This window comes from Candidatus Gullanella endobia, assembly GCF_900048035.1.
Lineage (GTDB): Bacteria > Pseudomonadota > Gammaproteobacteria > Enterobacterales > Enterobacteriaceae > Gullanella > Gullanella endobia.
Map to the genome: position 1 here is coordinate 1 of NZ_LN999832.1, position 24,953 is coordinate 24,953.

Sequence of the window (24,953 nt, forward strand, 5' to 3'; positions counted from 1 at the left end):
ATGAATAATATACGAAATTTCTCTATTATCGCTCATATTGATCATGGTAAGTCGACGCTATCCGATCGTCTAATACAGATCTGTGGTGGTCTAAGCAAACGTGAAATGTCAACTCAGGTACTAGATTCTATGGATCTAGAGCGTGAACGCGGTATTACTATAAAATCACAAAGTGTTACTTTAGATTATAAATCATTAGATAATCAAGTTTACCAGTTAAATTTTATTGATACTCCAGGACATGTAGATTTTTCCTATGAAGTTTCCCGATCACTTGCAGCATGTGAAGGTGCGCTTCTAATAGTAGATTCTGGACAAGGAATAGAAGCTCAAACACTGGCTAATTGCCATATAGCAATCGAAATGGATTTAAAAGTCGTACCAGTATTGAATAAAATCGATCTTCCTTCTGCCAATCCCGATTATGTAGCGCGAAAAATCGAAGATATAGTCGGCATTAATGCTATAGACGCAGTGCGCTGTTCTGCAAAAACCGGTTTTGGTGTATCCGACGTACTTGAACGAATAGTACGTGATATTCCACCACCAAAAGGTGATCCGATGGCGCCATTGCAAGCGCTGATTATCGATTCTTGGTTTGATAATTATTTAGGCGTAATTTCTTTAATACGCATTAAAAATGGTACCCTGAGAAAGGGTAATAGAATCAAAGTAATGAGCACTAGTCAATTTTACAAAGCAGATCGATTGGGTATTTTTACTCCGAAACGTATTGACCGTGAAATTCTTCGATGTGGGGAAGTCGGCTGGTTGGTTTGTGCTATTAAAGATATTCACGGCGCATCGGTAGGAGATACTTTGACACTAGCATGTCAGCCAGCAGATAAAGTACTACCTGGTTTTAAGAAAATAAAACCGAAAGTCTATGCTGGTCTATTTCCAGTAAATTCTAACGATTATGAATCATTTCGCGATGCTCTTGGCAAGCTCAGCTTGAACGACGCCTCGTTATTTTATGAACAAGAAAGTTCAACTGCACTCGGCTTCGGTTTTCGCTGCGGCTTTCTTGGCTTGTTGCATATGGAAATTATTCAGGAACGGCTAAAGCGTGAGTACAATCTTGATTTAATCACTACAGCACCAACGGTTATTTATGAAGTCCTGATGATAGATAATAATATATTATATATAGATAGTCCTTCTAAGCTTCCATCTTTTAATAAAATTCATGAATTACGTGAACCTATTTCTGAATGTCATATTCTGTTGCCACAGACTTATTTAGGTGATATCATTACACTATGTATTGAGAAGCGTGGTATTCAAACTAATATAGTCTATCATGGTAACCAGGTAGCGCTTACTTATGAGATTCCCATGGCTGAAGTGGTGCTAGATTTTTTTGATCGGCTTAAATCTATCTCACGTGGCTATGCTTCGTTAGATTATGAATTTAAGCGTTTCCAGAATGCACATATAGTACGAATCGATCTCCTGATTAACGGTGAACGTATCGATGCATTGGGATTTATTACTCATCAAAACAATGCGTTATACCGCAGCCGTAAGTTTGTTGATAGACTTCAAGAAATAATCCCCCGCCAACAATTTGATATCTCAATTCAAGCAGCTATTGGCAATCATATTATTGCGCGTTCTACCGTTAAACAGCTACGCAAAAACGTATTAGCAAAATGCTATGGCGGCGATGTTAGTCGCAAGAAAAAACTCTTGCAAAAGCAGAAAGAAGGTAAAAAACGCATGAAGCAAGTAGGTAACGTTGAACTTCCAAAGGAAACATTTTTGGCAATTCTACATGTTAGTAAAGATAGAAAATAATTTTAAGGAGATTAAATGGTAAATATGTATTCCCTAATACTGGGAATAACAACATTTATTACTGGGATCTTTTGGTGTTTAGAGTATTTTAAACCAGTATTTTTTAAAACTCGTTTTTGGTATAATCTTAGTCAACAAAGACAACATGCCAAAAAAAAAACACCTGATAATAATGATATTATAGTAAATATCAGCCGTAAAACAGGTTGGATTGAAATTTGTGTATCTATTTTCCCGGTCTTGTTATTAGTCTTTATCATGCGTTCATTTATTTTAGAACCGTTTTATATTCCATCAGGTTCAATGATGCCAACGCTTTTGATTGGTGATTTTATTTTAGTAAAAAAATTTGCTTATGGTATTAAAGATCCTATTACTCAGAAAACTCTAATTAAAACTAGCCATCCGAAACGCGGTGACATAGTTTTATTTAAATATCCGTTAGATCCTAAGTTAGACTATATTAAACGTCTTGTAGGATTACCTGGCGATAGAGTTATTTATAATCCTATTAGCAAGCACATTACAGTACAGCCTAATTGCGCTAGCAAAAAGACTTGTAATACAGCTTTAGCGATTACTTATGATGAATTCACTCCAAGCGATTTTATACAGAATTTTAATATAAGTGACAATGGAAAAATTAACAGCAGCTTTCTGCAACTCCCGCTTGATCCACAAGTAACTAGTGGAATACGCTTAGCACAGTGTAAAGAATCATTTAACGGAATATCGCATAATATTCTGATTTTACCAGGAAAAAAGGATCAACTAGGGATGTATTACCAACAAAAAAATAGTTCGTTGGCTGAATGGGTAGTACCAAAGGGAAATTATTTCATGATAGGTGATAATCGGGATAATAGTGCTGATAGTCGTTATTGGGGTTTCGTACCGGAAAGAAATATAGTGGGTAAAGCAACAACTATCTGGATGAGCCTTAATAAAAAAGAAGGTCAATGGTTAACAAGAATACGCTTAAATCGTATTGGCAATATTCATTAATTTTTTAAAATATATGATTTTAATCACTAATGTTGAATGTATTGAATGTATTCAATACATATCTAAGATATACAAAATGAGCTCTATTCACTACAGATAAACTTTAAATGGAATAATTTTAGTAGACATATTATAATTAATACTATATTACATGATACGATTTTTACGCATTTTTGAATTATTGGTTTAATAACATATGAATTCTGTATTCATAAATAGGTTACAAAAGAAAATAGGTTATACTTTTCAACAATATAGTCTATTATTACAAGCACTAACACACCGAAGTGCTAATAGTATTCACAATGAACGCTTAGAATTTTTAGGCGATTCTATATTAAATTATGTTATAGCTACTGCACTTTATCAACGTTTTCCTTCTGTTGACGAGGGAAAAATGAGTCGAATGCGCGCGACTTTAGTTTGCGGTAATACGCTTGCGGAAATTGCGCGTGAATGTAAGTTGAACGAATGTTTACGTCTAGGACCAGGAGAGTTAAAAAGTGGCGGTTTTTTCCGTGAATCAATTTTAGCTAATACAGTAGAAGCTTTAATCGGTGGCATATTCATAGATAGTGATATTAAAACAGTCGAAAAATTAATCCTCAATTTGTATCGCCTACGCCTTGATAAAATAAGCCCAGATGATAAACAAAAAGATCCGAAGACCCGATTGCAAGAATATCTACAGGAGCGTCATTTACCATTACCGACTTACCAAGTAATACAAGTTTGCGGTGAGGCACATGATCAAGAATTTACTGTACATTGCCAAGTTAATGGTTTAGTAAAGCCAGTAGTTGGTAATGGTTTAAGTCGTCGTAAAGCCGAACAGAATGGGGCTGAACAGGCGCTTAAATTATTAGAAGCTAAATGAGAAAAAATGACTTATTGTGGATTTATAGCGATAGTAGGTCGACAAAATGTAGGAAAATCTACACTACTGAATCGATTATTAGGACAAAAGATCTCCATTACCTCACGAAAACCACAAACAACCCATCACTGTATTATGGGTATTCATACTGAAGGAATATATCAGGCTATCTATGTGGATACTCCTGGATTACATATCCAACAAAAACGAGTAATTAATCGTTTACTAAATCGCGCAGCTAGTAGTTTAATTAATAATGTAGAGTTAGTAATTTTTGTAGTAGAAGGTACTAATTGGACACCAGATGACGATATGGTAATAAATAAACTTTATCAAGTTCATTGTCCAATTTTATTAGTAATAAACAAAGTAGATAATGTAATTAATAAAGAAAAATTATTACCTCACATACAGTTTTTAAATCAGAAAATGTTATTTAATGAAATTATACCAATATGCGCTAAAAATGGCATGAATGTTGAAATATTAGCTGGGATTGTTCGTAAAGCGTTACCAGAAGCAACACACCATTTTCCAAAAGATTGCATTACAGACCGACTCAAAAGTTTTATAGCTTCAGAAATTATACGTGAAAAACTGATACGTTTTCTAGGCGATGAACTTCCCTATTCTGTTACAGTAAATATTGTACATTTTTCTATTAACAATCGTGGAGGTTATAATATTTATGGACTTATTCTAGTAGAGCGCTATAGCCAGAAGAAAATAGTTATTGGCAATAAAGGAAAAAAAATTAAAATTATTGGTATTCAGGCTCGGAAAGATATGGAAGCTGTATTTAAGATACAAGTATATTTAGAATTATGGGTAAAAGTAAAATTAAACTGGGCTGATAATGAACATGCTCTTCATAGTTTGGGTTATATTGATAATTTTTTTAAATTAAACTAATGGATAGTTGGCAACACGCTTTCGTATTACATTCGTTTCCTTACAGTGAAACGAGTATTATTTTAGACTTTTTTACTGAAAAAAAAGGACGGGTGCGAGTTTTAGCTAAAGGAGCGCGTTCCCATCGCTCTAAACTTAAAGGAATATTACAACCTTTTACGCCATTACTAGCCCGCTGGAGTGGTAAAAGTGAAATAAAAACTCTGTGTAGTGCTGAATCTGTCTCATTGGGCCTGCCTCTCAACGGACTGATGTTGTATAGCGGACTTTATATCAATGAATTACTTTCTCGTATGCTTGTCTATGACATTGATTATTCTATATTATTTTATGATTATTTACACTGTTTGCAATGCTTAGCAGGCGCTAAAAATTTACCAGAATCGACTCTACGTTGCTTTGAGTTAACATTATTATCACAACTAGGTTATGGTGTTGATTTTCTTCATTGTGCTGATAGTGGTGAACCGATAAATGATACTAAAACCTACCGTTACCAAGAAGAAAAAGGTTTTACTATTAGCGAGCTTTTAGATAATTATAGTTTTAATGGACGAGAATTACGGGCTTTATCAGAAAAAAAGTTTACTAATATGGATATGTTGCGCGCCGCTAAGCGCTTTACCCGTATAGCGTTAAAACCCTATTTAGGTGGAAAGCCATTGAAGAGTCGAGATCTTTTCCGTCAATATTTTAAATAAATTTCAGAAAGGCCATCATAAATGATGGCATAAATGAGATAATAGTAATAAAATAAGTAATAAAGTAATTTAAGTTATAGCATTAATATATTAATGCTATAACTATAATACTAAGGGAAAAGAATGAGTGAATTATTGCTTGGTGTAAATATTGATCACATTGCGACTTTACGTAATGTGCGCGGCACAGCATGGCCGGATCCTGTTCAAACAGCTTTTATCGCTGAACAGGCTGGCGCTGATAGCATCACTGTTCATCTTCGCGAAGATCGACGGCATATTACTGATCGTGATTTGCAACTGTTACGAAAAACAATCCAAACTAGAATAAATCTGGAAATGGCAGTGACAGAAGAAATGATTAATATAGCTTGTAATATAGCACCGCATTTTTGCTGTTTAGTGCCAGAGAAACGACAGGAAGTAACTACAGAAGGTGGGCTAGATGTTGCTAGTCATGTAGATAGTCTACGCCAGTCTATAACACGTTTAAAGACTGCCGGTATTAAAGTATCGCTATTTATCGACGCTAATGAGCAGCAAATTATAGCAGCAGCGGATGTAGGTGCACCTTATATTGAAATTCATACTGGAACTTATGCCAGTACTAACGATGAAGCTTTCCGTTTGGCAGAATTAACCCGTATCCATCATAGCGTAGATTTTGCTGTCAAGTTAGGTTTGAAAGTTAATGCTGGTCATGGACTTCATTATCACAATATTAAGCCTATAGCTGCTTTAACACAGATACAAGAGCTGAATATTGGTCACGCTATTATTAGCCGCGCTGTCATCGTTGGTTTAGCCAATGCGGTTAAGGAAATGAAATATCTAATGTGTGAAGCACGCACCTAATGGCAATTATTGGAATTGGTATAGATATTGTTGAGATAGAGCGTATTGAATTAATCCTTTGTCGTAGTGGTGATCGACTAGCACGCCGAATTCTCACTCTATCAGAGTGGCGACTATATCAACAACATAATCAACCGATACGGTTTCTCGCTAAACGCTTTGCAATAAAAGAAGCGGCGTCCAAAGCATTAGGTAATGGTATCCGTAATGGAATAGCTTTCAACCAATTCAAAATCTGTAATGATGCGTTGGGCAAACCTTTGTTGCGATTATTTGATCAAGCAGCAACATTGGCTAATCGACTAGGTATTACTAGCATACATGTTACTGTAGCTGATGAACGACAGTATGCCTACGCGACAGTTATTTTTGAACAATGATATATTTAAAATTTATTATGTTTGCATATAATACCGAAATATAATCAATATATAAACAATTGTCATCATAAACTGACAACGTTTAGCTAAATTTTACTAATAAGTAAGTATAGTGATAATAGGGAGTTTTTAACTCCATTTTCTGCTGCATATCATATTAGTCCTAATCATTATCAATTTTATTTGATTATATTAATTTGCATTTTTCGTCAAAATATACCACAATCTATAAAAATACAATAACTCTGTGTATGATTAATTTATTAATCATAATATACATATATATAATTTAAGATAGTCTTAAAACTTAGCCTAGAAAAAGTATATTAAAATTTAATTTTTGCTGTAGTTTTTAGTTTATTGGTACTGTATTTTACTATTTTAAAATGACTAATACTGATATTTTATTGCCTAATAACATGAGAAAGTGATACACAACTATCGAACAATGAAATCAACTTAAGAAGTTATATTGGTTCTTCCTTTTATTGATTTAGAATAATATAATTTTATATGATTGTCAGATAAGAGAAAAAATCATGAATAAATGCTTTAGCGATGAACTATGGATGCGTCATGCCTTGTTTTTAGCTAAACGTGCTGAAGATGAAGGTGAAGTACCGGTCGGTGCGATCCTCATATTAAATAATGTAATAATCGGTGAAGGTTGGAACTGTTCTATAAGCTATCATGATCCTACTGCTCATGCTGAAATCATAGCACTTCGCCAGGGTGGAGAACAGATAAATAATTACCGTTTATTAAAAACAACCTTATTTGTAACTTTAGAACCATGCATGATGTGCATTGGTGCGATGATTCAAGCACGCATTGGTCGATTAGTATTTGGTGCTCGGAATAAAAAAACTGGTGCAGTTGGATCATTTATAGATATGCTTACTTATCCAGGTATAAATCATCGAATTAAGCTCACCAGTGATGTGTTAGCACAGCTTTGTGCTTCACAACTTACTAATTTTTTCGCCGTCGTCGAGCATATAATAGGGAAAAAAATAGAAAATACTGAAATTTTCAGTTAAATTTTGTTAACAATATTAGAATATCCAACGATAGAACGATCTTAGTAAGAAGATTGTAAAGTTTCTGTTAATTAAGTTTTTAAAAAATGCAATTTTTAACAGATATAATCTGTAGACAGGCTAATAAGTTAAAATACTATTAACTAGTATTAGTACGGATAGATTTTTTTCCTTTTTATAGCTTTTATACCTTATTAAGCATTAATAAATCGGTATTCTAGATAAGCAACATACTTAAATCTTTTAAGTAAAGCATCTAGTATATTAATATACTGATATTATATGCTGTTACTGAAAACTAGATGTTTTATCTTCAGGATAAAATATAAAAATTCACTATATAATATACAAAAGATAATAACCATAGTACTAACTAGCTAATACTGATAGTACTTAAGAAGTTTTAGTATTAACATCATTGAATATACTAATATTATTTATATTTTTTATTAAAACATGTTATAATTTAGCTACTGTTTAATTAGCTAAAAAATAATAAGGATATATTAGTTAAATAATACGATATTATTATTAATAAATTAGCATATAGTTTAGTTTTTTCTTCATCGATTTTTTTTAAAAAACAACTGGATACTGAAGATAGAAAATATTTATTAAGTTAATGTTAAATATTACTGCTTTTTAATGAATCTTTAATAAAGTTTACCGGTTGATTATTAATATAATGAAAGATTAGAAACATATTAGAGGTTCTTAAATTGATAGTAAAATCATTGATAGTACAATAATGTAATTTTTAAACAATTAAAATATTATTTTTATCTGAATTAAGTTTTTATTATTAAAAATAATAGAGCTGTATTCCTGTAATTAAGCGATCAAAAAATAACAAATCTGTGATAAAAAATTTATTAATATAAAAATCTTCTATAGAATACCATTCTATGCCATTTTAGATTAATAATCTATCAGTTCAATATCAATGCAGTAAACTAGTAGATAATATCTATTTTATAGCTTACTTATTTTAACTGTATCAAAGAAAAATTCTGTTAAGATATATTAATCTTGCTATATAGATTATTGAGATATAATCTTTCTTTCGTTAAATTTTACTTTAAAGAGTGATTTTTTGTTCTGTTTATATTGTGATACTGATATTTTCTCTTATTATTTAAAGGTAAGAGTTGTTATTTATAACTGTAGTGATTATAAACTAAAATATTTGGATTGTATTTTTAGTTTATTATTTTAGGCATACTAATTAAGTAAGTAAATAAACTTACTGCAATATTATATGGAGCATATAGTACATAATATTAACAATGTTAAGCTATATATGTTTAGTTAAGTTTAATTATAGCATTCGTAGTATTAAATCTTAAACAACAATTCAATTACTGATATGAAAGCTTTAACTAAAACGAGAATATTGTTATATTCTAAATATTATAACTAATTACATTCTTCAGAATGTAATTTAAATAACAAATTTATTATCCAGTTATAACTGGCATATTTCTGTAATTTTTGTATTTTCAGATAATAAAAGATAGCAGATATATAGTATTGATAATAAGTTTAAGCTAATCTAACTAGAAGTTTAGTGTAATGAGTTACATGGTCGCTATTTGTTATAGCAGGTATAAGATAAGAAATAGTTTTACTACAAGTAATAGGATATTAACTATTATATAGAATATGGTTTTCACTGAATATAATTAAAAATTATCAAAATATTGTAAAAATAGAACAAAAGCTATTAGAAATAGTTTAATTATCAATAATATACTAGTATCAATTATATTATTGAATATTTCTATAACAGCATTTATCTACTATTTTTTAAAAAAATAGATAATTTTCCATATAAACGCAGCTATACCTACTTTTATTAATTTTATTAAAAATAAATTAATAAATAGATTACTATTATTAGTATGTAAACAATGTAATTAAATTTTAATTAACTATTATTTATAAGTTATTAGATCCTAAAGATATTGAGAAATATCTGTTCTTATACAAGTATCAGAATACAAGAAAAGAACATCAAAAAATTCTACTTAATAAAAATAATAATAAACAACTAGTAGTAATTATCAGATATATAGGGAATAGTAGAAGCTTATAAATTGCTAAAAGCAATACAGAAAATACTACTTTTGTTCATTTCTTTTTTTGTAATTAGATAAGGATTTCAAGATATTTTTCTCTTTTATGTGTTCTAACTACTAGATGTTTTTCATAAAACAGCACAGAAAGAATCTAAATATACTACGAATATCGAAGTTTTATTGAGCAAAACGAATTATAGAATGTATAATCAGATATTAGCATCTTGATTAATAATGAAATTAGAATTAGCAAGAAAACAGAAAGATACTACTATCGTAATTAATTAAACTGTATAATTTTTAGGTATGTAAAATTAATTACATTTTCTTATTAGAAAAGAACTACACTATTATTGTTTATATTTTGTATTCAAAATGTTACTAATTATTCAAGATAATATTAGTAATAATTCATAAAAATTTATATTTCTAATTAGATATTACTAGTTTAAAACTATCATGTTTTAAATGAACAGGTGAAAGATATTCTCTGTTTACGTAATACTATAACTTTTTATAAAAAATAAAAATTAACTAACCTGATGATCTATATCATTTAAAAAATGTGATATAATGACAACTTTATTTCGAAGTTAGTAATATTTGTTAAATATATTAATATCTTAAGTTTTAGTAGAGGATATCATAAATTTGAATCGCACTATATATACAAATTATTTTAAAACTAAATAGAAATAAAACAAAAGATTTACAGATGTTTATTAAAACTATAAAAAATCAATACAATGATAACCGAAAATAAGAATTTCAGATAAAGATAATATAAAGAACTGCACTTCAGTATTGAATATATACTAAATGCTATACTCAAATTAAAAAATTAAATTGATAATGCTACGTAACATAATTGAAATCTATATATGATGCTATCATACATAGATATTATAGATAAGTAAGATTAGTTATGGAAGTATTTTTATGAAATATTTTAGGGAATGATGCTTTTATGTAAATAAAAAATAAAAGATTCATTTTAAATTATATTTCACTACTGGTAGGTAGTAAGCTCGGTATAATACTCAATTATCGATCTATTGCTAAAAGAGTTTTTATGTTTATAAGCCATGTTCTGTCCTCGTAGGTTCGCTGAATAAAATTTTTCTTTTTCGCGATAAAAAATCTTTATTGATGTAACGAAAAGCAAAACTAGAAACTGATTTTATATAATATTAAGATGAAATTATTTTATAAAAAGTAATAATAGGTTCCATATAAAGTTATCTAAAAAATCAAGTAATAATCTATTCTCTAATTTTTATCAACACATTTAATTGGTTTAAGGTTAAGATAAATTAATGTTAAAATGCAATATGAACATTGCGAATTACGATGCAGAGTTGTGGGAAGCAATGAAGCAGGAAATAGTACGTCAAGAAGAACACGTTGAACTAATTGCATCTGAAAATTACGCTAGTCCGCGTGTTATGCAAGCTCAAGGTTCACAACTGACTAATAAATACGCTGAAGGTTATCCTGGAAAACGCTATTATAACGGATGCGAATATATTGATACAATAGAGCAGATAGCTATCAATCGCGCTAAAACTCTATTCGGCTGTGACTATGCTAATGTGCAACCCCACTCGGGGTCACAGGCTAATTTCGCTGTTTATACTGCCTTATTACAGCAAGGTGATACAGTGCTAGGTATGAACCTGGCACATGGTGGTCATTTGACCCACGGTTCTATTGTTAATTTTTCTGGAAAACTTTACAATACATTAAGCTATGGTCTTGATAAGAACGGTCAAATCGATTATGCTCAGATTGATAAAATAGCCAAATCTTATCAACCTAAAATGATCATTGGTGGCTTTTCCGCTTATTCCCGTGTAGTTGATTGGCTTAGAATACGCCAAATATCTGATAGTATCGGTGCGTATTTTTTTGTAGATATGGCACACGTAGCAGGTCTTATCGCTGCTGGTATATATCCAAATCCAATACCCTACGCCCATGTCGTGACAACAACTACCCATAAGACGTTAGCTGGTCCAAGAGGTGGTTTGATTTTAGCTAATGGAGGTAGCGAAGAGTTTTATAAAAAGTTGAGTTCTGCAGTATTCCCTGGCGTACAAGGGGGTCCGTTAATGCATGCGATTGCCGCAAAAGCAATTTCGTTTAAAGAAGCGATGGAACCGGAATTTAAAATCTATCAGTGTCAAGTAGTCAAAAATGCTAAAGCTATGGTAGAAATTTTCTTATCACGTGGTTTTACCGTTATCTCTGGCGCCACTGATAATCATCTTTTCTTACTAGATTTAGTAGATAAGAATTTAACTGGAAAAGAGGTAGGTATAGCCTTGGCTCGTGCTAATATTATAGTTAACAAAAATAGTATACCAAATGATCCGAAAAACCCATTTGTTACCTCTGGTGTACGTATCGGTACACCAGCAGTAACACGTCGAGGCTTTATAGAGCCTGATATGCATAATTTAGCAACTTGGATATGTGATATATTAGAAAATATCCGTAATGATGTACTAATCGAGCGTATTAAACATAAAGTATTAGATCTTTGTGTTTCTCACCCTGTTTATACGTGATAATAAGATTAAAAAAGATTTTTTTATAAACGCTCCTAAGAAAAATACAACGGCTATCTATCATTTTTATGATAACCGTTGTGTTTTAGCAATTCCTAAATAACGCATTGCCTTTGATCTCATCTGAGATATTAATTTTTAAAACTACTGGTGACTTTTCTTATAATAAACTTATATATTTCTCCTATAGTATTATTTTGGCGTTTTAGCAAATTTTGTTAGTATATATAACATTATGAAAATAATAGCATTTTAGCATAATTTTTATATAAGTAAACTGTCATGCCAACACATTCTTCTCTTTAAATAAAGAACAATATCTTCGATAATATATCAATTTTTAATAACATAACTAAAAGAACTGAAAGTTGCTTTTTAAATGATAGAAAATCAAACTAGTAGTGTATTGACACTGTGTTAAAATCCGGTCAAATAAAATCCAATTAAAAAATAAAGTATTAGATATATATTATTAATAATATAATCGACGATTGAACATATCACGACTAATATATGCTTAATTTAAGCAATCAGTATATATGCTTTTGGAATTATTTAAGATGATAATAATCTATTAGCGCATTATTTTCGATCAAAACTAAGCAAACTATATGCGTTGACGATCTAATATAATGTAGCATAAGAAACGCTCGTACTTATCAGTAAGATAATATTATAGTGTTAGTTAGATGCTATATTGCTTTGTAATATAAACTGTCTTATATCAAATGATCTTGTCATAACAGGATCGAAAAAACTAGTATTAAAATCAGCTATGCCATGATCCTAGATCCTAATCAGTAAAAAGAACAGATAAGGTATTAGGATATACTTGAAAAGTAATATGAAAAGTATATATCGGCCACTACTAATAATTAACACTTCACTTTATTGCTTTATTTAATTCATTACGAAAAGTTAATAGTATAGCTTTCACTACTTTTGGATTACCAGCTACAATATTTCCGGAAATTAAATAATCATGACTTCCATTAACATCAGTAACTAAACCACCCGCTTCACGCACTAATAGTTCACCGCCGATGAAATCCCAGGGCTTTAAAGCAATCTCAAAAAATCCATCTATGCGACCAGCAGATACATAGGCTAAATTTAGAGTGGTTGATCCAGTATAACGAAAATCTACACATTGAATAAATAGTTTATTTACCAAAGCTATGTAGCTATTAGCATACTGTTTTTGTTTAACAGGAAAACTAGTAGCAAGTGTAGCACCTTCTATATTGTGTACAGCACTACCGCGCAAACGATAGCCGTTTAATTGAGTACCTTGACCACGGGATGCAGTAAATAACTCATTTCGAATAGGATCATATATTGCGGCAATTTCCGTTCTATTTTTGATGCGTACAGCGATAGAAACAGCAAAATAAGGGAAACAATTAATAAAATTAACGATGCCATCTAGTGGATTAATAATCCACTGCATATCATCGTTTTTTCTGGTTAATATATTACTCTCTTTACCAATAATATTATGTTGTGGATAATACTTTCGGATAACTTCAATAATTAAACGTTCTGATTCAGAATAAATATCAGTAATAAAATTACTGACGTTTTTTTTAACGATCTTGATAAAATCAGGATTTTCATAATATTTTGAAATAAAATTTCCTGCTTTTCGCACAGCGCGAATTGCAATGTTAAGTATTGGATACATAAACATTATCTACTAGAATGTTAAATAACTAAAGTTATTTAAAGTATAACAGAACATATGAAAACTATCATTATAGCAGGATAATATTCATATTTATTTTATTTTTTAAACTGTATTTTATACGATTCGTATATTTTTAAACGCTTATATTAAATAATAGGTAAAATTATCAGCAAATATGCTGTCGTATTATTTATAAAAATTATCAGCTTGCAAATGTAGTTATAAAATATCTTTTATTTGTTAATTTTAAATTATATTAAGGTAAGAGTTTCTATCAGCGAAAGAAAATAAAATACTTAAGAAAATTACTCAATGAAATAGTTGACTACTTTAATTAAAAATGAAAAACTTTTGTATATCTTAATTGGTATTTACTATAAAACTATCTTAAAAAGATCGCTATGCAGTCATTCTGATTTTTTAATATTTCCTTTATTCTAATATGAGCTTATTTATTTCAGAGATTTCTGAGCGTTAGAATATTACTATTTTCTTTAGAATAGCTATTTTCATTTGAAAAATATAAGTTAGATAGCTAGTTTTCCATAAAAACTAGTAGCGATTATTTACTGAGCTTGTAACTTCAATACTGATTAGAATAAAATAGAACTACCAAAGTGGTAATTACTACATAATCTATATACTCTAATCAATATGTATTAAAAATTTCTATTGCAATAGCTAATCATAGAAAATGATTAAAATAAACCTATTTACTTGAATATAGTAAAATTATTTATTATTCATACTTGGAATTAATACTTCATGAAATTACCGGTTTATCTTGATTACTCTTCTACTACTCCAGTCGATCCGCGGGTAGTAAATAAAATGATGCAATATCTTACACTAGACGGTATTTTCGGAAATCCAGCTTCTCGTTCTCACTGTTATGGCTGGCAGGCAGAAGAAGCTGTTGATATCAGCCGTAATCACATTGCCACTCTAATAGGTGCCGATCCACGCGAAATTATTTTTACTTCTGGTGCAACCGAATCTAATAATTTGGCTATAAAAGGGGTAGCTCATTCTAGTCGTGCTAAAGGTCGCAATATTATTACTGCTATAACTGAGCATAAAGCAGTGTTAGATACTTGTCTACAATTAGAGCGAGAAGGATTTAATATCACTAGATTAACGCCTTCCTTGAACGGTATCATTACTCCACAACAATTAAGCGATGCGTTATGTGATGATACAATTCTAGTATCATTAATGCATGTTAATAATGAAACTGGTTTAATTCAAGATATCGCAACATTCGGTGATCTATGTCGTTCTCGTGGGGTACTTTTTCATGTGGATGCTACTCAGAGTGTGGGAAAGTTGCCTATTAATCTAAATACTTTACCGGTAGATTTTATGTCATTTAGTAGTCATAAAGTATATGGACCGAAAGGTATCGCTTGTCTGTTTGTGCATAATATGTTAAAAGCGAAAATTGAACCTCAAATCCACGGCGGCGGTCATGAGTGGGGTATTCGCTCTGGTACGCTTCCAGTACATCAAATTGTTGGGATGGGTGAAGCTTATTATCTTGCAACACAAGAAATATCAAATGAGATATCACGCCTGAAAATTCTGCGTGACAGGTTATGGGAAGGATTAAAACAAATTGGTGGAGTGGTAGTAAATGGCAGTCTAAATCAAAGCATAGCAACAGTGTTAAACGTTAGTTTTCATGGCATTAACAATGAATCGCTTGTCATAAATCTAAAGAATCTAGCAGTATCAACGGGATCCGCTTGTACATCCACCAGCTTTGAACCGTCCTATGTTTTGAAAGCAATGGGATTAGATGAAAAACTTATCAATAGTTCTATTCGCTTCTCTTTTGGACGATTTACTACCTCTGAAGAAATTGAGTTTGCTATTAGTCAAACTCAAACAGCTGTTGTACGGCTACGTGAAATTTTTAAAAATTAACTGCAGAAATAGTAGCATATTTAATACAAAAATAAACTGTAATATTATAGTATTTTGTTTGTTTTCGTTCTAATTTAAGCCTATAAATTATCGTCTGAGTTAGTATATAGATATTGAAATAAGGCGATAATAACAGTTTAATTATACTATTTTTTTGTGAGTAGTTATAACTATATCTTTTACTCATAAATCATAACAGTAATTTATTATTGTACTAAATATATATAGATAATATTATTATCCTAATTTATTGGAGCAATATTTTATGACAAAAACAATGAAGATTACATTATCCACTTTACCTGCTAATCAGCGTTGGGGTGAAAAAGCATTATTAAGCGCCGATGAATACGGAATAACCATTCATTTGATAGATGATGATGTATTGAGTACTATTCAACGTGGTGGACGAAAAATTAATAGAGAAGGGATAAAGCAAATTGTATTAGTGGGAGATTCGTGGGATTTAGCTCGCTGCTGGGCATTTTGGCAAGGTTATTGGTCTCCTAAAGGGGGGTGCTATATAACTTGGCCAACGCTACCAAAAACAGCGCGTAAAGAGCTAGATGACCGAATAAAAATAATTGAGTGGGTACGTAATATAATTAATTCTCCAGCAGAAGAGCTAGGTCCAGAACAGCTAGCACAACGCGTAGTATATATCATATCTTCTGTAGCTGATACTACTATCAGTTATAACATTATGAAAGCCGATGATCTTTCTAATAAGAATTATATGGGACTATATACCGTAGGACGCGGATCTAATCGTCAACCGGTATTATTAACTCTAGACTATAATCCTACTAACGATACGCAGACAAAAGTACTAGCTTGTCTAGTAGGAAAAGGGATTACTTTTGATACTGGTGGTTATAGTTTGAAAAGTAATGCTTTTATGAGTTCTATGAAATCCGATATGGGAGGTGCCGCTATATTAACTGGCGCATTAGCACTGGCTATCAGCCGTGGATTGAATAAGCGAGTACGCCTGATTTTATGCTGTGCTGAAAATATGGTGAGCGGTAATGCTTTTAAATTAGGTGATATCATCCATTATCGAAATGGAAAATCAGTCGAAATAATGAATACTGATGCCGAAGGTCGATTAGTATTAGCTGACGGTCTTATTGATGCTAGTTCAGAGAAACCTCAGTTCATCATTGACTGTGCTACTTTAACTGGTGCAGCAAAAACTGCTTTAGGTAATGATTACCACGCGTTCTTTAGCTTCGATGAAGCTTTAGTAGCTGCTCTTATAAAGAGTTCCAATGAAGAGAACGAACCATTTTGGCGTTTGCCACTAGCAGAATTTCATCGCCAGTATTTACCGTCTAATTTCGCTGACATAAGTAATATAGCAAGCAATATACACAGTGCGAGTGCTAGTACTGCCGCAGCATTTTTATCCTATTTCGTAGAAAATTATCATCAGGGCTGGCTACATATTGACTGCTCTGCTACTTACTATGAAAATGGAGTTGATCAATGGTCTGCTGGCGCAACTGGATTAGGGGTACGTACGCTGGCTAATCTGCTACTGAACCAAATATAAGATTATTTTTCATATTCATCCAGATACTTTCAGCCTAGATTTTTTATAATAGCCTATATAGATCAATAACTGTTTAATTTAACATCTGCTTAAGTAATATCTGAAATTACAATATGTATGTCATTAAACAGATACTAGAGCAGATTCTGAAAGCTAGTTTATCATCTAGCTTCTTTTAGGATGTTTAAGTGATTAGTACTCTGAAAATTAGTATTTCTATTTCTATAGAAATAGCCGAAGTAATATCTAGTAAGAACTAGTTCGAATAAGATTAATATCTAACTATTATAGTTATTTCTTTAATATCAAATCAGAATTTATCTGTTTATCTTATATTAAATAGTTTCAATATAAGTGTAGTCGTGAAGAGAAAATACTTCATTTCTATCGAAAATTATATAATAGTGTATTTCGATAATTTTTAAATGCAAGTATATCATAAATAAACTTTTATATCAAAATATTTTTAATAAAAATATACCAGCGAAAAATACTGGAATGTTTTCGTGTACCCTTTAATGATTGAATGTAATACAAATATATTATGGCTATATTTAACTTATAACTAACACACAATTTATTGTTATATACTCCATATAAGGTTATTCTATATATTGTGTGATAAAAAACTTTTATATTAAAATTCGAATTATTTATAACTAAAATAAAGCAAAAATAGATAGTTTATAAATCAGAAAAAGAGATCACCATTAGACCAAAAATGTATTTATAAAATATTTATTTAAAATGTAGCGAAGTTTTCTTCGTACCCCCTTCATAACCTTTACAACCTATATTGATAAATATAACGGCAATAGCACAACTATAAAATATTTTAGAAATTTTTATGATTATTTAACGTACTTTTTCTATTATTAAGCAAAATGCTGTTGAAAAAAAAATGTAATCGGTGTTGTTATCTAACTTTTTGAAAGTATCGGATTGATTGTGATTTATATAAAAATGTTACAGATGGCTTGTAAACAAAAAGAAGTATTTTATTCCGAACATAAAGATAAGTCTTTTTCGATAATCTTATATCTTTTATGGTTTCTGGTCCTATTCTGTACAAGTGCTAGAAGGAAAAAAGCTATACGCCGAAATCGTAAATTACAAGTGATACTAAAAACCCATCTAATGCTATAATTGGTACTCTGCGTGCAGAGTATGCTGATAGTTTTACGGAGAATGCAGTAAGTACACTACTCAGACTCTGATAAATCTGCAGAACGAAAAATTACTTATTTTTCCGATTTTGAAATTTGTAATTGTGTTCGATAAATTTTTTATATAAAAACCTATTATTTTAATAGTGCAGTTTTACTAAAATTACTCTCCAATGTACTAAGATGAGGTGCTCATCTATATATATTATGCTATTATACATAATAATAAAATTATGAAAAATTCTTTAAAAAAGATTTTGGTTTTTATTCGATTTTTTTAATTTAAAATAGATATTATCTTATACCAATAATATAAGATAGCAGATCTATCACTATTAGTATTAATTAGTAATTTTTCTTAGAAAATTAATATCAAAAATATTAATATACTAGATTAAATTGATATAAATCAGATAGCTAAAACTCGTCTAGAATTAATAATTCGCCTACAGTACTATTAAATATAGTATTAAAATAAAATAAAATAACAAGCAAATAAAAATTATCCATATATTCCTATAGGTGAGATTTTCGTTGAAATAAAATTTTTATTACATATTGATAATTATTTATATCACTATATTTTAATAGTATCGGTTATTGTTTTGCTATTAAAATAATAATATTAGTATAGTAACTTGCTATTCAATTGTATTAATGTTATGATAGAAAAAAATTTTATAGGAAATTTTTATTTAAACTAATTAATAAACCCTTAATATTATTCATTTATCTCTTGATTATTCAGGATAATTTAAAATTTTTTCTCTATGTATTAAGTGATAAAATTTGCAATAACATTATATCGATTAACCGAAAAGTATAATATTAAAACTTTTCAGAAAGATTTTATGATCAATAAAATTAGTTTAATTCTAAATAATTTCACTGATCATTAATTTATATTAACAAAACAGTATAACTGATATGAAAGTTATACATAAGACTGATTTAAATAAATAGAATCATAATTATTATTATTCGTTTAGTTGAAAAATAAATAGCGACGATGATATATCATCATAGTTTTCACTTAACGACTTATAACTTGGAATTGTTATATGTATTTAGAGAGAATATAGATTCTGCTCAGTAAAATTATTAATAAGTATAAGAACTATATTAAAATAATTAATAATTAATAAATCTAGTCTTATATAATATAATACTAATATCAGATTAACAAATAGATTTCATAGAAAATCTCTATCGACTAACCCTAAAATTGGTAATGTAAAATAACAAAGTTCTAAATAATTAGAATATCTTCTATGTGATTTTAATACACTATATGCTGTTTTAATAGACGTTTTACACGATTTCATAATAAGCAAATTATACTAAAGTAGTCACTAGATATAGCCATATACGTTTATGCGCGTAATAATAAACCTTGCTAACAGAGTGAGATGATTCTTATATATTTACTAATTTTCTTTTTCAAAAAAGAAAAAAAATTTTAGTTTAAATTTATTTTATTGCATTAGCAATGCAGAAAAATACGTACGACCTTATTATATACTATTTGTATTATTTTCACTATATTAAATAGTGATAGCAATTCTTACCTCATGAATACTGAAGCCCTGCAAGATAAAATATCAACTACAACAGGCGGACGTCTACGTCAAGCTCGTGAAAATATAGGATTAAGTCAACAAGCAGTGGCTGAACGATTATGTCTTAAGGTATCCACTATACGGGATATAGAAAATGATTACGTTAATCCTAACCTTGATTCAACTTTTCTACGAGGTTATATCCGTTCCTATGCACGATTAGTTCATATTTCTGAAGAAGAAATAGTATCAACAATGCTTAAACAGACACCAATAAAACCATCTAAAATAGAACCAATAAAAAACTTTTCATTAGGTAGGATCCGTAAAAAACGCGATATTTTAGTAATAAAATTCACCTGGTTTATCTTGTTTATAGTAATTAGTCTGACAAGTGCATGGTTGTGGAAAAATTATCAAGTTCAGAAGCAGAATATTACCAATATAGATAATCAATCTTCTGACCAGTTATTTCACGAAAGTTATAATATAGACGAAGTTGTCCAATCGCAATCAGCAGATCAATTAGTTAAAATAGATATAAGTTCGCTAACTACAGCATTATCTTCTTTATCCATTAAATTACCAATAATACTCTCTTTACTATAGATTAGTATTTCTTTTTTTTGATAGATAAGCACCGGTGATAAATTTTAACGGTGATCGCTAGTCAAAAGCGTTCAATATATAATGTTATATTAATACTCTATCAAAAATAGAAACTCATTTTTTTAAAATGTATTAGTATATGATAAAGTTTTAATCTCGGTCACTTAATAACTAATACATGTATTATCAATATTTAAAATATTAGTATAGTAAATATGTATTTATCAATAACCACCATAGTAACTATTAAAGTATTTATGTTTATTAGGCTAAAAATCGTTTTTAAACTGGAAACAGATCTCTATTGATAATAGATATCTATTTATTATTATATTGCATTAAAAACTATCAGATATAGCGTTGATTATTTTTGCATCGATAATAGCAAAACCAATAAAAAAGACATATTTATAAAGACATATTTATTTTATAATAGATCATATGCACAATAATAGTATTCAATTAAAATTAATACTGGTTTTATTGAGTTTGATCTGATAGTAATCCGACTTTATAAGATATTTAAAATTGACTATATGTTATATAGATACTTAATTAGTTAATTTTTTAAATATATCAAGAATAGTATAAAACTTTTTAGTCTATTGCTAACATACAATTTTATTGTTTATTAGTTTCATATAGCGATTAGCTATTATAGCTTTTAATTACTGAAGCTGATATTGTCCTTTTTTTTTAAAAAATAACAATTCACTAAAGATAGATCATAGCTAAGGTTAATTTCATATTTTGAATTCATTGCGTATTCGTGCCAACAAGATTCTCGTTATTTTTGATTTAAAATATTTAAACCAAGAGTTTGACTTTATTAGTACTGTTATTTTTTAAAATAAGTAGATGAAATATTATCATATTAATACATCTGTCTATCATAGATTATATACTAAATACCTCTAGCAAAGTAGTAATGTTTACACTAAGTAAAATTAGTAGTAATAATAAAAAATCGACTACTACAAAGATAATATTAGTAAACATAAGTATTTTAATAAAAATGCTAATGATCGATATAGTAGGTTTATATTCGTACTAAGACAGTAATATTGAAAAATATAATCGCGTTATAACCAAATAGAAATAACATAGGTAAAATTCGATATGGTAAAAAATATTCAAGCCATTCGTGGTATGAATGATTATTTTCCGGAAGAAACAGCATTTTGGCAGCGTGTGGAATGGATACTTAAAGATGTTTTAACCAGATATAGTTACAATGAAATCCGCCTACCGATTGTTGAAAGAACTTCTCTATTCCAGCGAGCCATCGGTGAAATTACTGATGTAGTAGAAAAAGAGATGTACACTTTCATTAATCGCAATGGAGACAGCTTAACCTTACGTCCGGAAGGCACTGCTGGTTGTGTACGAGCTGGTATTGAACGCGGTTTTCTATATAACCAAGAACAGCGATTTTGGTATTTGGGACCAATGTTTCGTTATGAACGTCCACAAAAAGGTCGTTATCGCCAATTCTATCAGATAGGCGCTGAAGTATTCGGTCAACAAGGGCCAGATGTTGATGCTGAGCTTATTCTTCTGACCGCTCGATGGTGGCGTACTCTAGGGATTCAAGATTATGTAACGCTAGAGCTAAATTCTATTGGTTCACTGGAAGCTCGTGCTCGTTATTGTAAGGCACTAATCGCATTTTTTTGCCAGAATAAAGAGTTTTTGGATAAAGATTGTCTCCGTCGTATGTATATTAATCCAATGCGGATATTTGATACAAAAAATCCTAATATTCAGGCATTGCTTAACGAGGCGCCTGTTTTAACCGATTACCTTGATGATGATTCTCAAGCTCACTTCTCTGATCTATGTGAACTTTTAAATCTAGCCGGTATTTCATATAAAATTAATCCACGTTTAATACGTGGCTTAGATTATTATAACCGGACAGTTTTTGAGTGGGTAACTATGTACTTAGGATCACAGGGTACTATTTGTGGTGGTGGTCGATATGATAGTCTAGTAGAGCAATTGGGCGGTTTCGCTACTCCTGCTGTAGGCTTTGCGATGGGTTTGGAACGACTAATACTGCTTGTAAAGGCGGTTAATCCAAATTTTGCTACGATAGCATGTGTAGATGTCTATCTAGTGGTACGTGGAAGTAGTATAAAACATGAAGCATTCCAGCTAGCAGAACAACTACGTGATGCACTGCCTTCTTTACGATTAATGACTAATTACGGAAATGATAGTTTTAAGAAGCAGTTTAGACGCGCTAATAAACATGGTGCACGCATTGTATTAGTTCTTGGAGAAAGTGAGGTATCAGCAGGACAGCTAATAATGAAAGATTTAGTTACAGGTAATCAGGAAATGTTAGCAAAAAGTGATATTACTGCACGGCTAGCATCAATTTTAGATTAATAAAAATAGATGGAATATAGTTTTATAATATAGATAATGCACTATGAATAAAAAGAACAAGGCGTTTCAATATTTCTTTTTTAAGAATAGTAAAATACTTATGATAGGTTTAGTAATTAATATTATTACTTTAATAGGTTGGTATTACTGGTATACTAATCATAATTCCATTAGTATTAATAATAAGCATGATATATTAACTTTAATAAGATCAGCCCGACAATTTGCTGATCATCGTGATTTCTCAACTGCAGAGAAACAATTGAAAAAAGTGCTTGGCCAGATCTGCGATGAAAACCTACAATCACTTGTCAATCTATTCTTAGCGCGCGTGCAGTTACAGCAAAAAAATATAGATAGTACATTGAAAACTCTTTATGATATAAAAGAAAAAAGATGGAGGGCACTTGCGGATAATATCCGTGGTGATGCACAAGCAATTAAAGGTAACCAACAGGCTGCTCGTATTGCTTATGAAAAATCGTTACAATCCAACGTGCCGCAAGCATTGAAAATAATTCTACAGATGAAAATAAATAATCTGTCTAACTGAAAAGAAGAGGGATCCTATTAATTGGATAATATTTATTATAATATTATTTTGTACACTACTTAATGGGTGTTCTTTATTTAGAAATAAAGAAAATATAGTTAGTATTTCACTATCATCAAGAGCAGAAAAACAATTTCAGCCAAGAATAGTATGGAGTTGCTCAGTTGGTAATGGTTTCGGTGAATTCTACTCTAACTTACATCCTGCTTGGAAAAACGATCGGATCTTTGTAGCGGATCGTTATGGTGTGGTAAAAGCACTTGATGTCGATAGTGGAAAAGAAATTTGGTCAACTAATCTTTCTACTCATACCAGCTTTTTTTCACGTAATTATCCAGAACAGCTCTCTGGTGGAATCACAGTAGCAGATTCGAAGATTTACATTGGCAGTGAGCTAGCTAAAATTTATGCACTTAATGTAAAAGATGGCAGCATTGCTTGGGAAAAAAAAGTTGCCGGCGAAGTTTTGTCTACACCAGTGGTTACTGATAATTTAGTTCTAATCCATACTAGTAACGGCATACTACAAGCTCTTAATGAAATCGACGGTACAATAAAATGGGATATTAATCTTGATGTATCGTCTCTGACGTTACGCGGCAAGTCTTCACCAACAACGGCTTTTGGTGCTGCGATCGTAGGTGGTGATAACGGCCGAATTAGTGCAGTTATGATTAACCAAGGTCAACTAATTTGGCAAAAATATATCTCGCAGCCAAGCGGTTCAACTGAAATTGCTCGAATTAATGATGTAAAAACTACTCCAGTTGTAGTTAACGGTGTTGTATATGCTTTAGCCTATAATGGAAATTTTGTAGCACTAGATCTACGTTCCGGTCAATTAATGTGGTCACGTGAAATTGGTTCTATAACCAATCTGCTAATAGATAACGACCGAATTTATTTAATAGATCAAAATGATCGCGTTGTTGCTATGGATACTAAAGGCAAAATCATCTTTTGGCATCAAAGTAAGCTGCTTCACCGTAAGCTTACCTCGCCAGTATTATATAATGGTTACATTATTACTGGTGATATGGAAGGTTACTTGCATTGGATAAGTATTGATGATGGACAGTTAATTGCTCAAAAAAAAATAGATTGTGCTGGTCTATTAGCAACTCCTATCATTGCCGATAATAAACTTATTGTTCAAGCAAAAAATGGTAAAACATATGCTATTATTTTCTAAATCATGTAATAATTAGATATTAACAATTTAAATAATAGTTTTCGCTATATTAAATATCCGTTTTATCTTTACCATTTTTAATCTTATGAGATTG

Annotated in this window: 16 protein-coding genes and 1 pseudogene; 16 read left to right on the plus strand and 1 reads right to left on the minus strand. The window is 30.4% G+C overall.

Translation table 11 applies throughout. From position 1 onward, the window contains the following. From lepA to glyA, 9 genes are all read left to right on the plus strand, one after another. The gene (gene lepA / locus FVIR_RS00005) at window positions 1-1,800 is read left to right on the plus strand and encodes a translation elongation factor 4 (RefSeq protein ID WP_067497310.1); all 1,800 of its coding nucleotides are present in this window, start codon (window positions 1-3) and stop codon (window positions 1,798-1,800) included. A gap of 15 nt (window positions 1,801-1,815) precedes the next feature. Then, a complete protein-coding gene (gene lepB, locus FVIR_RS00010; RefSeq protein WP_067497311.1) occupies window positions 1,816-2,805 on the plus strand; it encodes a signal peptidase I in 990 nt (329 codons plus the stop codon). A 196-nt stretch (window positions 2,806-3,001) separates the two neighbouring features. Continuing rightward, the gene (rnc, locus tag FVIR_RS00015; RefSeq protein WP_067497313.1) at window positions 3,002-3,682 is read left to right on the plus strand and encodes a ribonuclease III; all 681 of its coding nucleotides are present in this window, start codon (window positions 3,002-3,004) and stop codon (window positions 3,680-3,682) included. 6 nt (window positions 3,683-3,688) lie between these two features. Next, window positions 3,689-4,594, plus strand: coding sequence for a GTPase Era (gene era / locus FVIR_RS00020; RefSeq protein ID WP_067497316.1), 906 nt, complete (start codon window positions 3,689-3,691; stop codon window positions 4,592-4,594). Further along, a complete protein-coding gene (gene recO, locus FVIR_RS00025; RefSeq protein ID WP_067497319.1) occupies window positions 4,594-5,295 on the plus strand; it encodes a DNA repair protein RecO in 702 nt (233 codons plus the stop codon). The genes era and recO overlap by 1 nt, the downstream gene beginning before the upstream one ends. 123 nt (window positions 5,296-5,418) lie before the next feature. Next, window positions 5,419-6,150 carry a pyridoxine 5'-phosphate synthase gene (gene pdxJ / locus FVIR_RS00030; RefSeq protein WP_067497322.1) on the plus strand — a complete coding sequence of 244 codons (732 nt, stop codon included), beginning with the start codon at window positions 5,419-5,421 and terminating at the stop codon, window positions 6,148-6,150. After that, window positions 6,150-6,530 (plus strand): holo-ACP synthase, encoded by a 381-nt coding sequence (gene acpS / locus FVIR_RS00035; RefSeq protein ID WP_067497325.1) that lies wholly within the window; start codon window positions 6,150-6,152, stop codon window positions 6,528-6,530. The genes pdxJ and acpS overlap by 1 nt, the downstream gene beginning before the upstream one ends. A gap of 539 nt (window positions 6,531-7,069) precedes the next feature. Then, window positions 7,070-7,570 (plus strand): tRNA adenosine(34) deaminase TadA, encoded by a 501-nt coding sequence (gene tadA / locus FVIR_RS00040; RefSeq protein ID WP_102135086.1) that lies wholly within the window; start codon window positions 7,070-7,072, stop codon window positions 7,568-7,570. A gap of 3,394 nt (window positions 7,571-10,964) precedes the next feature. Continuing rightward, complete coding sequence (gene glyA / locus FVIR_RS00045) at window positions 10,965-12,218, plus strand: serine hydroxymethyltransferase (RefSeq protein ID WP_067497334.1); 1,254 nt, start codon at window positions 10,965-10,967, stop codon at window positions 12,216-12,218. Window positions 12,219-13,101: 883 nt separating this feature from the next. Here the strand turns inward: glyA and suhB are convergent. Beyond that, window positions 13,102-13,902, minus strand: a complete 801-nt coding sequence (suhB, locus tag FVIR_RS00050; protein WP_067497337.1) for an inositol-1-monophosphatase — start codon at window positions 13,900-13,902, stop codon at window positions 13,102-13,104. 768 nt (window positions 13,903-14,670) lie between these two features. On the opposite strand from suhB, the gene FVIR_RS00055 reads away from it, so the two are divergent. The 7 genes and pseudogenes from FVIR_RS00055 to bamB all read left to right on the plus strand — a co-directional run bounded on the left by FVIR_RS00055 (window position 14,671) and on the right by bamB (window position 24,859). Then, entirely contained in the window at window positions 14,671-15,831 is a 1,161-nt protein-coding gene (locus tag FVIR_RS00055) for an IscS subfamily cysteine desulfurase (protein WP_067497340.1), read from the plus strand. A 265-nt stretch (window positions 15,832-16,096) separates the two neighbouring features. Next, window positions 16,097-17,386 (plus strand): aminopeptidase PepB, encoded by a 1,290-nt coding sequence (pepB, locus tag FVIR_RS00060; protein WP_067497343.1) that lies wholly within the window; start codon window positions 16,097-16,099, stop codon window positions 17,384-17,386. Window positions 17,387-18,257: 871 nt separating this feature from the next. Beyond that, a pseudogene (locus tag FVIR_RS02700) lies at window positions 18,258-18,667 on the plus strand (nucleoside-diphosphate kinase). A 1,456-nt stretch (window positions 18,668-20,123) separates the two neighbouring features. Then, the gene (rodZ, locus tag FVIR_RS00065; RefSeq protein ID WP_082799132.1) at window positions 20,124-20,720 is read left to right on the plus strand and encodes a cytoskeleton protein RodZ; all 597 of its coding nucleotides are present in this window, start codon (window positions 20,124-20,126) and stop codon (window positions 20,718-20,720) included. 1,119 nt (window positions 20,721-21,839) lie between these two features. Further along, on the plus strand, window positions 21,840-23,114 hold the full coding sequence (gene hisS, locus FVIR_RS00070; RefSeq protein WP_067497347.1) for a histidine--tRNA ligase: 1,275 nt from the start codon (window positions 21,840-21,842) through the stop codon (window positions 23,112-23,114). A 100-nt stretch (window positions 23,115-23,214) separates the two neighbouring features. Next, complete coding sequence (locus FVIR_RS00075; RefSeq protein WP_231908313.1) at window positions 23,215-23,667, plus strand: YfgM family protein; 453 nt, start codon at window positions 23,215-23,217, stop codon at window positions 23,665-23,667. Between the two features lie 16 nt (window positions 23,668-23,683). After that, window positions 23,684-24,859, plus strand: coding sequence for an outer membrane protein assembly factor BamB (gene bamB, locus FVIR_RS00080; RefSeq protein WP_067497353.1), 1,176 nt, complete (start codon window positions 23,684-23,686; stop codon window positions 24,857-24,859). The last annotated feature ends 94 nt before the right edge of the window (window positions 24,860-24,953 follow it).